Source organism: Saccharomonospora iraqiensis subsp. paurometabolica YIM 90007, from assembly GCF_000231035.2.
Taxonomy (GTDB): Bacteria; Actinomycetota; Actinomycetes; order Mycobacteriales; family Pseudonocardiaceae; genus Saccharomonospora; species Saccharomonospora paurometabolica.
Window position 1 is genome coordinate 56,513 of the sequence record NZ_KI912210.1, and the last position, 8,338, is coordinate 64,850.

10 protein-coding genes and 1 pseudogene are annotated in these 8,338 nt (G+C 68.4%); 9 read left to right on the top strand and 2 right to left on the bottom strand.

Annotation, left to right across the window (positions count from 1 at the left end; all coding sequences use genetic code 11):
• The coding region (locus SACPADRAFT_RS25565; protein ID WP_007025508.1) for a polymorphic toxin-type HINT domain-containing protein at window positions 1-280 on the top strand (280 nt) is incomplete at its 5' end.
• A gap of 432 nt (window positions 281-712) precedes the next feature.
• Window positions 713-1,267 carry a hypothetical protein gene (locus tag SACPADRAFT_RS31230; protein WP_157577061.1) on the top strand — a complete coding sequence of 185 codons (555 nt, stop codon included), beginning with the start codon at window positions 713-715 and terminating at the stop codon, window positions 1,265-1,267.
• A 40-nt stretch (window positions 1,268-1,307) separates the two neighbouring features.
• Here SACPADRAFT_RS31230 and SACPADRAFT_RS0204310 read toward each other — a convergent pair whose 3' ends face one another.
• The gene (locus SACPADRAFT_RS0204310; RefSeq protein WP_007025507.1) at window positions 1,308-1,706 is read right to left on the bottom strand and encodes a type II toxin-antitoxin system VapC family toxin; all 399 of its coding nucleotides are present in this window, start codon (window positions 1,704-1,706) and stop codon (window positions 1,308-1,310) included.
• Window positions 1,706-1,978, bottom strand: a complete 273-nt coding sequence (locus tag SACPADRAFT_RS0204315) for a type II toxin-antitoxin system Phd/YefM family antitoxin (RefSeq protein WP_026454689.1) — start codon at window positions 1,976-1,978, stop codon at window positions 1,706-1,708. The genes SACPADRAFT_RS0204310 and SACPADRAFT_RS0204315 overlap by 1 nt, the downstream gene beginning before the upstream one ends.
• A 136-nt stretch (window positions 1,979-2,114) precedes the next feature.
• Between SACPADRAFT_RS0204315 and SACPADRAFT_RS0204320 the strand changes: the two genes are divergently transcribed.
• The 7 genes and pseudogenes from SACPADRAFT_RS0204320 to SACPADRAFT_RS32210 all read left to right on the top strand — a co-directional run.
• A complete protein-coding gene (locus SACPADRAFT_RS0204320) occupies window positions 2,115-2,636 on the top strand; it encodes a general stress protein (protein ID WP_028662201.1) in 522 nt (173 codons plus the stop codon).
• A 138-nt stretch (window positions 2,637-2,774) separates the two neighbouring features.
• Window positions 2,775-4,094, top strand: coding sequence for an ABC transporter substrate-binding protein (locus tag SACPADRAFT_RS0204325; RefSeq protein WP_007025504.1), 1,320 nt, complete (start codon window positions 2,775-2,777; stop codon window positions 4,092-4,094).
• Window positions 4,091-5,089, top strand: a complete 999-nt coding sequence (locus SACPADRAFT_RS0204330; RefSeq protein ID WP_051442374.1) for a carbohydrate ABC transporter permease — start codon at window positions 4,091-4,093, stop codon at window positions 5,087-5,089. Before SACPADRAFT_RS0204325 ends, SACPADRAFT_RS0204330 begins: the two co-directional genes overlap by 4 nt.
• Window positions 5,089-5,928 (top strand): carbohydrate ABC transporter permease, encoded by an 840-nt coding sequence (locus tag SACPADRAFT_RS0204335; protein WP_007025502.1) that lies wholly within the window; start codon window positions 5,089-5,091, stop codon window positions 5,926-5,928. The genes SACPADRAFT_RS0204330 and SACPADRAFT_RS0204335 overlap by 1 nt, the downstream gene beginning before the upstream one ends.
• Window positions 5,929-5,931: 3 nt before the next feature.
• The gene (locus SACPADRAFT_RS0204340; protein ID WP_007025501.1) at window positions 5,932-7,113 is read left to right on the top strand and encodes an ABC transporter ATP-binding protein; all 1,182 of its coding nucleotides are present in this window, start codon (window positions 5,932-5,934) and stop codon (window positions 7,111-7,113) included.
• A gap of 141 nt (window positions 7,114-7,254) precedes the next feature.
• Complete coding sequence (locus tag SACPADRAFT_RS0204345) at window positions 7,255-7,989, top strand: DUF998 domain-containing protein (protein WP_233357120.1); 735 nt, start codon at window positions 7,255-7,257, stop codon at window positions 7,987-7,989.
• A pseudogene (locus SACPADRAFT_RS32210) lies at window positions 7,986-8,338 on the top strand (hypothetical protein); the annotation flags it as partial. The gene SACPADRAFT_RS0204345 and the pseudogene SACPADRAFT_RS32210, both read left to right, overlap by 4 nt.

An 8,338-nucleotide genomic window follows, 5' to 3' on the forward strand; every position in this document is an offset into this window, starting at 1 on the left:
GATCGAGGACGTCGAGGTCGGCGAGAAGGTGTGGGCCACCGACCCGGAGACCGGCGAGGAAGGCCCCCGCACCGTCACCGCCACCCTCACCGGCAGCGGCATCAAACACCTCGCCACCCTCACCCTCACCACCAGCAACGGCGACACCACCACCCTCACCACCACCACCGAACACCCCTTCTGGAGCGAGAACCAAGACCAGTGGGTCGACGCCGAGGACCTCAAGCGTGGAGACCAACTCCGCACCAACACCGGCGATACCGTTCAGGTAAGAAGGTAAGCGAGCGCAGTAACCTCAGCGCGGTCCACAACCTCACCGTCGCCGAACTCCACACGTACCATGTCGATGGGAGTGGTGGAGGCCAAGCAGCGGCGCTGGTTCACAATAGCGGCCCTGCCGCTGGGACATCGACTCCCTCGCGGAGAGCGCGAAGCGTCCAGCAGCGAAAGGCAACTTAACGCATGCTGGGCGAGAGTATCAGAAGCACATGGGACGTGGTGATCTGCAAAGGGTGCCAGGAAAGCATCTGGATTCTTCGGGGCAAGAACTAGTCGAACGCATCCTGAAGCACCCTGATACTGTGACGGTATCCGTAGACTCTGGTCGCTTCGCTGGCGGGGCGCGCTATATAATGCCCGACCCGAGCGGTGGGCGAGGAATCGGAGCTACTTTTGACTCTAGTGGGACGTTCCAATATTTCGGGAGGCACTAATGACACTTCAGGTTGAACCGTGGCATGTTCAATCGAGTGAAAGTGAGTATATCGGTCTCGTCCGGGAACGCGTTGAAGGTGCTGAGGTGCAAGCGGTGGAGTATTATGTTCCGGACGGTGAGTCCTGGCCTTTCGGTCACTCCAGTCGTCGTATACATGAAGTTGATATGGCCATTCGAATTGTGCTCACATGTGGTTCCGATGTTTCGCTCTGGTGGTCGATGAGAGGCGTGGACGAGGGGTTGGCGATCGGCGTAGGGGGGCCGGAGAGTGGCGTCATTCCCCTTTCGGGAAGTTCTGTATTGGTGAGCGATAATTATGATTGGGAGTCGGTGCTGGGGAGTCCGATCAAAGATGTCGCCCCGGTGTTTCACGTGCCCAACCCTGGATGTTCGCCAATGCCGTGGGCGTATCAATTCACTTTCGGGAAGTCCAAAAAGGTGTCCGTAGCATTAGGTGTCATACAGAATGGTGAAATCGCATATCTTCCTGACTCGCTTGTCGTGATTTTCGACGAACGAATTGATCACGCTTACGTACGGGATTTGACCTGAGCGTCCATGGAGTCGCCTGCTTTGCCGCGCCGTCGGACGTTCACCGGCCGGGGGCGGTCGCAGGCAGTCCTTCGGCCTCGGCGGTGCCCTGGAGACGGCGGTCGTAGGTCACGAAGGCCGTGATCTGGCGACCGAAGACGGCCTGAGCCGTGGCGAGATGGATCGCGTCGAGCGAGCGCAATTGCGGTGTCGGATAGCTCGCGGCCTTGCTCCGGATCAGCTCGTCGATCTCGTATCGGGAGATGGTGGCGAGCACCTCGGGGACCGCACTCTGCAGGCCGGGGTCGAGCCGTAGGAGGGCACGGGGGAGTTCGATCTCGACGAGTGCCGAGCTGACCCGCGGAACCCGCTCCCGGTGGTCGAGCCAGTCGGCCAGCGCGTCGGTCTCGGGTTCACGTCGGCACAGCTTCACCAGGGCCGCGGTGTCGAGGTAGATCATCAGTACCGTTCGTCGTCCCGCATCCGTTCGAGCAGTTCTCCCGCCTCGCTGTCGCTGTGGATCGGTCCGCTCGGGCGCGGAACCGGGCCGTGCAGCGTGGCGGGGCGGAGCTTGCCGGAGGCGATCAGCGACGTCAGGCCGCTCTCCTGGGCGGGGACGAGCCGCGCCACGACAGAACCACGCTCGGTGATCTCGACCTCCTCGCCGTGTTTCACACGTGCGAGCACGCCTGCGGTGTCCTGATTGAGGTCTCGGACGGGAACGGTCGCCATGGGTTGAGTGTAGTACGCCTGGATAGTACATCGCATCCCACTGCCCGGTTCACCCGGTTTCGGCTGTGTGCGGTCCGTGAGATCATGGGTACCCCGCTGGTGGGTGACGCGCGGGCAGTCGAGCAGAACACGGGTGATCATCGTGACCGGTCCCTTCATGTCGGGTCGTCAGGCGCCGGGCTTGCCGCGCCTGCCCACACCGCCGTCCGGCTGGCCGATCGGCTCGTACGCCACCTACGAGGAGGCCCAGCGCGCGGTCGACCACCTCGCCGACAACGAGTTCCCGGTCGCCGACGTGACCATCGTCGGGGTCGACCTGATGCTGGTCGAGCGGGTCATCGGCAAGCTGTCCTGGGGCAAGGTGCTGGGCACCGGGGCGCTCTCCGGTGCGTGGTTCGGGCTGTTCGTGGGGCTGCTGCTGAGCCTGTTCAGCAACGCCGAGCAGATCTCCTACGCGCCGGTGCTGGTCGGCCTCGGCGCCGGTGTGCTGTTCGGGGCGGCCTTCGCGGCGATGAGCTACGCCTCCACCCGCGGGCGGCGGGACTTCTCCTCGGCCAGTCAGCTCGTCGCGGGGCGCTACGACGTGCTGTGCCAGCCGCGTAACGCCGAGAAGGGGCGTGAGCTGTTGGCGCGGCTCGCGATGGGGTCACACGGCTGATCGGCCTGCCCGTCGGCTTCTTCCTCTGATCGTTACTGTGAGTGCTTGCGCTCGGTGATCGGTCGACCTAAGTTTATGACACCGGTCACAGGCGGCTCTGCCGCGCCTGTGAGCTGACGTGGGTGGGGAGGAGAGCCGATGCGCGAGGTGGCGCGTGGTCGACGACGGTCACCCCGGAGAGTCGCCGCGCTGCTCGGCGTGACCGCGATGGGGGCCACCACGCTGGCCGCGTGCGGCACCGACGACGGCCTGACGATCAACGTCTACTACGCGCCCGAGGACAACTTCCAGGCCGTGGTGGACGACTGCACCGAGCAGGCGGACGGCCGCTACGAGATCGTCTACAACAAGCTCCCCCGCGGCGCCGACGGCCAGCGCGAACAGATGGTGCGCAGGCTCGCCGCCGGGGACACCGCGATGGACGTCCTCGGCCTCGACGTCACCTGGGTGCCCGAGTTCGCCGAGGCGGGTTGGATCGAGGAGTGGACCGGCGGGCACAAAGCCACCGCCTCCCGCGACGTGCTGCCCGGACCGCTGGAGACCGCCACCTGGGACGGGAAGCTCTACGCCGCGCCGAAGAACACCAACGTCCGGCTGCTCTGGTACGACGAGCGGATCACCCCGGAGCCGCCGCGCACCTGGGACGAGATGATCGCCATGTCCCGCGAGCTGCGGGAGCGGGGCGAGCCGCACGAGATCCTGTTCACCGGTGCCCAGTACGAGGGCCTGGTGGTGGCCTACAACTCGCTCACCGAGTCGGCGGGCGGGCGCATCCTCTCCCCGGACGGCGAGGACGTCGTGGTCGACGGCGGCGCGGTGCGCGCCCTGGAGATCCTGCGGGAGGTCAGCGGCTCCGGGCTCACCGACCCGTCACTGACCAACCAGCAGGAGGACGAGGTGCGCATGGCCTTCCAGCAGGGCCGCGGCGCGTTCCAGCTCAACTGGCCATACGTCCACGCCTCCTACGCCGCCGAGAAGCCCGACGAGCTGGAGCACTTCAAATGGGCGCCCTACCCGGGTGTGGCCGAGCCCGGCACCGGGCGCAGCACGCTCGGCGGCTACAACCTCGCCGTCTCCGCCACCTCGCAGCACAAGCCGGAGGCGTTCGAGGCGGCGCTGTGCCTGCGCAGCGCCGAGCACCAGAAGTTCTCCGCGCTCAACGACGGCGTGCCGCCGACGATCGCCTCGGTCTACGACGACCCGACGCCGCTCGACCCGTCGCGGCCGGCGGATCCGGAGGACAACCCGACGATGGTCGACAAGTACCCGATGAAGGACACCATCCGGGACGAGCTGACCGACGCCGCGGTGCGCCCGGCCACCCCTGCCTACCAGACGCTGTCCATCGTGATGGCCGAGGTGCTGTCCCCGCCGTCCGGGATCGAGCCGGCCGAGACCGCGCAACAGCTGCGTGACCAGCTGGCGGAGGCACTCAGCTCGAAGGGCGTGATCCCGTGAGTGACACGACGCGGTCCCCGGCCGCTCCCACCGGAGCCGCCGGAGCGGACACGGCCCCCGCCGCCCCCGCCGCTGGGTCGACGCGCCGGGGCGAACGTCGCGGGGCGCCGCGGAGCGAAGGGAGGAAGGCCGAGCGCAGGCTCGGGCTGATGCTGGTCGCCCCGGCCGCGCTGGTGATGATCGCGGTGACCGGCTATCCGATCGTCTACTCGGTCTGGCTGTCGTTGCAGCGCTACGACCTGCGCTTCCCCGACGAGCGGGAGTTCGTCGGGCTGGACAACTACATCGCCGTGCTCACCAACTCGTACTGGTGGAGCGCGTTCGGCGTCACGACCTTCATCACCGTGGTGTCGGTGTTGGTCGAACTCGTGCTCGGCATGGCGCTCGCGCTGATCATGCACCGCACGCTGGTCGCCCGCGGCCTGGTGCGCACGGTGGCCCTGGTGCCGTACGGGATCGTGACGGTGGTCGCCGCGTTCTCCTGGTACTACGCCTGGACACCGGAGACCGGCTACCTCGCCGGGGCCTTCGCCGGCGACGGTGCGCCGCTGACCGAGATGTGGTCGTCGTTGGGGATCATCATCCTGGCCGAGGTGTGGAAGACGACCCCGTTCATGGCGCTGCTGCTGATGGCGGGCCTGGCGCTGGTGCCGGACGACCTGCTGCGGGCGGCGGCGATGGACGGTGCGACCCCGTGGCAGCGGTTCACCCGCGTGATGCTGCCGGTGATGAAGCCCGCGATCCTGGTGGCGCTGCTGTTCCGCACCCTGGACGCGTTCCGGGTGTTCGACAACATCTTCATCCTCACCGGCGGGTCGAACGACACGTCGTCGGTGTCCATGCAGACCTACAACAACCTGATGCGCGGACTGAACCTCGGGATCGGCTCCACGATGGCCGTGCTGATCTTCCTCGCGGTGGCGATCATCGCGTTCGTCTTCATCAAGGCGTTCGGCACCGCCGCGCCGGGCAGCGACGAGGGGAGTGGGCGCTGATGGCCCTGGGTACCGTCACCCCCGGCCGCACGGCGCGGTGGGCGCTGCTGGACGTCGTCGTGGTCGTCTACGCGCTCGTGCCGGTGCTGTGGATCGCGTCGCTGTCGTTCAAGACGAAGGAGACGATCGGCGACGGCCACTTCGTCCCGCGCGAGTGGACCTGGGACAACTACGCCGAGATCTTCGCGACCGACCAGTTCGTGCGTCCACTGATCAACTCCCTCGGCATCGCGCTGATCGCCACGCTGATCGCGGTGGTCCTCGGGATGATGGCCGCCTACGCCGTGGCGCGGCTGGACTTCCCCGGCAAGCGCGCGCTGATCGGGGTGTCCCTGCTGATCGCGATGTTCCCGCAGATCTCGCTGGTGACCCCGCTGTTCGACATCGAGCGCGAGCTCGGGCTGTTCGACACCTGGCCCGGCCTGATCCTGCCCTACATCACCTTCGCGCTGCCGCTGGCGATCTACACCCTGTCCGCGTTCTTCCGGGAGATCCCGTGGGAGCTGGAGAAGGCGGCGAAGATGGACGGCGCCACCCCGGCGCAGGCGTTCCGCAGGGTGATCGCGCCGCTGGCCGCGCCGGGCGTGTTCACCTCGGCGATCCTGGTGTTCATCTTCTGCTGGAACGACTTCCTGTTCGCCATCTCGCTGACCTCCACCGAGGCGTCCCGCACGGTGCCCGCCGCGTTGTCGTTCTTCACCGGCGCCTCGCAGTTCGAGGACCCGACCGGGACGATCTCCGCGGCGGCGGTGGTGATCACCATTCCGGTCGTTGTGTTCGTGTTGTTCTTCCAGCGGCGGATCGTCGCCGGACTGACCTCCGGCGCGGTGAAGGGTTAGGCGATGGCTGAGATCGTGCTCGACAACGTCTCCAAGCGGTTCGGCGACGGGACGTCGGCCGTGTCGGAGCTGGACCTGCGTATCGCCGACGGGGAGTTCGTCATCCTCGTCGGCCCCTCCGGCTGCGGGAAGTCCACCGCGTTGAACATGATCGCGGGGCTGGAGGACATCACCGACGGCGAGCTGCGCATCGACGGCGAACGGGCGAACGAGAAGACCCCCAAGGCCCGGGACATCGCCATGGTGTTCCAGTCCTACGCGCTGTATCCGCACATGAGCGTGCGGGAGAACATGGCCTTCCCGCTGCGGCTGGCGAAGGTCGACTCCGCGACCGTGCGGGAGAAGGTGGAAGAGGCCGCGGACGTCCTCGACCTCACCCCGCACCTGGACCGCAGGCCGGCCACCCTCTCCGGCGGCCAGCGGCAGCGGGTGGCGATGGGCCGGGCGATCGTGCGCGACCCGAAGGCCTTCCTGATGGACGAGCCACTGTCCAATCTCGACGCCAAACTCCGCGGGCAGATGCGGACGTCGGTCTCCCGCCTGCAGAAGCGGCTGGGCACCACCACCGTCTACGTCACCCACGACCAGACCGAGGCCATGACCCTCGGCGACCGGATCGTGGTGCTGCGCGGCGGGGTGGTGCAGCAGATCGGCTCGCCGCAACACCTCTACGACCACCCGGCGAACCTGTTCGTGGCCGGATTCATCGGTGCGCCGTCGATGAACTTCGTCCCCGCCACGGTGACCGACGACGGGCTGGACAGCGCGCTGGGCCGGATCCCGCTGTCCGACCGGGTGCGCGCGTCACTGGAGTCCGCGCACGCTCCCCGCGAGGTGATCGTGGGTGTCCGGCCGGAGAACTTCGCCGACGCCGCCCTGTCCGGGGAGGAACAGCGGCACGGCGGGGCCACCTTCACCGCCCCGGTGGACGTGCTGGAGTCGATGGGCTCGGAGAAGTACGCCTACTTCACCCTGGACTCCGAACTGGCCAGCACCGCCGAACTGCGGGAACTCGCCGCCGACGCGGGCGCCACCGACGTGCCGGGCACCGGCTCCACCCTCGTCGCCCGGCTGCCCGCGGCCTCCGAGGCCCGCGAGGGCGAACCGACGCGCGTGTGGTTCGACACCGACGCGCTGCACCTGTTCGACCCGTCCTCGGGCCGCAGCCTCACCGCCGACGGGTAGCCGTCTCAGCGGTTCGTCGGGAACAACCGTCGTGTCCGGATTCGTTGATCGTGCGGGCGACGAAGGGGGCACGGCATGGGGGCGGACGGCAACGGATCGTCGGACGCGCATTCGGCTCAGAGCACGGGGACGGTCGCACTGGTGGCGGGTGTGCTGGCGGTGCTGGCGCTGCTCGTGCTGGTGCGCGCGATCCTGGCCATGGGCTACCTGACCGTGCGGTTCGCCGGGGAGGTCGACCCGCTGTCCCGGGCGGTGAGTTACTACGTCTTCGTGGAGCAGGGCGCCGGGGTGTTCACCGGGGTGCTGGTGACCCTCGCCCTGGCCACGGTCGCGATCCTCGTCGGGATGATCCAGCTGCGGATCCGGCCGGGGGCGCGGGTGGTGGCGCTGGTGGCGACCTGGTGCGTGGCGCTGGTGCTGTGCGCGGCGTTTCCCACCGACGACTCGCCCACGGTGGAGACCGCCGCCGGGTGGGTGCACCAGTTCGCGGGCGCGTCGTTGTTCATCACGCTGCCGTTCGCCGGATTCGGCCTGGCCCACTCGCTGCGGGCCTATCCGGCCTGGGTCGAGGCGGCACCCCTGTTGCGGCGGCTCTCCGCGGTCGCGGCGGTGCTCGCACTCGGCTATCTGGCCACCCGGCTGCCCGATCTGCTGTTCTGGTGGCGGTTCCCGGAGGTACTCGACTGGCGGGCCGTCTCCGGGCTGGTGCAGCGTTCGCTGTTCGCGGCCGAACTGGCGCTGTTACTGGTGCTGGCCGTCCATCTGTTCCGCACCGCGGTCCACACCCACCGGGACACCCGCCGCACCGGCACACCCGACGCGGGGCACGCCACCGCACACGACACCGCGGGCGCGCCGACGGGGGAGGGCCCATGACCCTCGTCGCGATCGTGTGTGCGGCGCTCGGAGCGGTGGGCAGCGCACTGGGGGCCCACTGGCAGCACCGGGGCGTGCGCGCCGAGGCCGGGCCGGGTGGGTTGAGCCTGCGCATGCTCGGCAGGCTCGCGCGGAACCCGTCGTGGATCCGCGGGTTCGCCGTGCTCGTCGCCTGCGCGGTGCTGCAGATCCTCGCGCTGGCACTCGCCCCGGTGGCGGTGGTGGCGCCCCTGGTGGTGCTGGCGCTGCCCGCCGTGGCGCTGGTGCACGCCCGGCGGCTGGACACGGGCGGGTGGCTGGCGGTCGCCGTCACCACCGTCGCGGTGGCCGTGTTCGTCGCCCGCACTGC